General features: G+C 36.6%; 1 protein-coding gene. It reads right to left on the reverse strand.

All coding sequences use genetic code 11. From position 1 onward, the window contains the following. Positions 1-379: 379 nt before the first annotated feature. Positions 380-1,789 (reverse strand): IS110 family RNA-guided transposase, encoded by a 1,410-nt coding sequence (locus M3182_RS25480; protein ID WP_251560624.1) that lies wholly within the window; start codon positions 1,787-1,789, stop codon positions 380-382. Positions 1,790-1,909: the final 120 nt, after the last annotated feature.

Here is a 1,909-nt window from a genome sequence, read left to right on the forward strand (position 1 = left end):
AGTCACAGCGTATAATGGGAAATATGTCAAGAAAGAAATATGATTAAAAAAGACCGACCTTAAGTAAAACCCCTAAATACAATTTTTTTTAGTAGGTTCATCTATCACAGACTCTTATCATAGAGCTCCTTTAGAACGTGAAAAGGATCTTGCTTTTTCATCCTATAGAGGTACAACCTAGCAAGTATAAACTTGGTTTTCACGTATTATTCGTACTTATAGGACAAGATCCATAAAGCTGTGACACGAGGTCTTGAGCCTCAGGGACGGGAACGATGTGATCAAACGTCCTAAAGGAGCTCTATTTTATAATTCCAGTTCGTTTTACTTCTGAGGTTCGCTTAATGCAATTTAAATCATGTTTTAGAATTATAGTTTTCTATGCGGGGTGGGAAACAGGTGACACCACGAAATTTTCAAAGAAATGTTCTACATTTACCTTGTGTAGTTTTTTATTAACCTCATCATATAAGACGTATTTTTCCTCATCCGTTTGATACAAGGTTTGATTTCTGATCATTGAAAAGGCTAAACGAATCATTCGATTGCCTAAAGCAATATAAGCTTGTCCAGATTTCTTACCGCGATCGATTAATTCATGATATTTCTGATTCATTTTAGGGTTATTTATAGCTAAAGATTTGCCTACATGATAGGTTATATTTCTGAATTGTTTTCTCCCTTGTTTTGAAATGGCGAAGTAAGAAGGCCTTCGGTCTCCAGACTGTTTCACTATTGGATTGGTTCCTGCCATTTTTATTAACTGACCGGCGTGACAATAATCAGATATATCTCCCATTTCAGCAAAAAATTCAGCACCTGTCACAACCCCTATGCCTGGAACACTAAGAAGGAGTCCTCCTTCAGTTTGAACAAATAAATCTTCGATTTTTCTTTCTAAGACTTTAATTTGTTCAGTTAAAAAGTCTAATTGGTCAAGCCTTTGAGCAAGAAGGAAGATATCTGTCTCTACTTTCTCTTTAGGCTTAGAAATCGATTCTTTAGCAAATTCTAATAAACACTGAATACACGAATCCCTTAACTTTAAATTTTCTCTGACCGAAAGGTCTCGTAACCCCTGTTCTCCTAGCTCTAGAATGTCACTAGGGTGCGGATAATATCGCATGAGATAACGTGAAGCTTTTCCAAAGTTATCAGAAAGAGGCTTGATTTTTTCCTTCTTACCATCTATCCATACGGTTTTTCCTTGAAACTCTCTAAAAATATGATCCATATGAACGAGAATAAGATTTTTTATGGCGCTTCTTTCATTCACGAGTTCCCTACGAGCACGAGTTAATTTTTGTAGGTTATGAACCTTTCCAGTGGGGAGTTCATTAAAGGTCCCTCGCCCATGAATCATGGATTGTAGTATAGCCAAAAGGTCAAGATTATCTGTTTTTGACCAGTTCAATAGTGCTCTTCTTTCCTCTGCAGTAGTAGCTGCATTTATGGTCCGTACATGAAATCCTTCGAGTTGACAATGAAGAACCAGATCCTCGTAATAATGGCCAGTTGTTTCAATACCTACAACGACCTCTATCATGTTATATCGATCTTTTTCTGCCTTTATCTTTTGCTTAATCAACTCTAATCCTGGTGTGGAAGCATCAAACTCAAATGGTTTAACTAAAACCTCCCCATAGAATGTAGAAATCAAAGCTTTGTGTGTATATTTCGCTGCGTCAATAGCTACCATCAAAAGATTTTCTGTACCTATTCCCCTAATAAATTGAGTCCATCGACTTCCATTTTTACCTTGAATATGATTCAATGATTTATAATCCATCGTTTTCATCTCCTGGTTTGAGAATGTAATTGGAAGTTCTGTGATAGGTACTTCTATTTTACTATGAAAACGGTGGCTTTTTTATTTTCCTCCTCTATTTCCTACACTAGGGACGCCCCG

The sequence above is a fragment of the Mesobacillus maritimus genome (genome assembly GCF_023715205.1).
Taxonomy (GTDB): Bacteria; Bacillota; Bacilli; order Bacillales; family Cytobacillaceae; genus Mesobacillus_B; species Mesobacillus_B maritimus_C.

Coding starts and splice junctions, on each gene's coding strand:
- M3182_RS25480 (WP_251560624.1), bottom strand. CDS start 1,789: ATGGATTATAAATCATTGAATCATATTCAAGGTAAAAATGGAAGTCGA.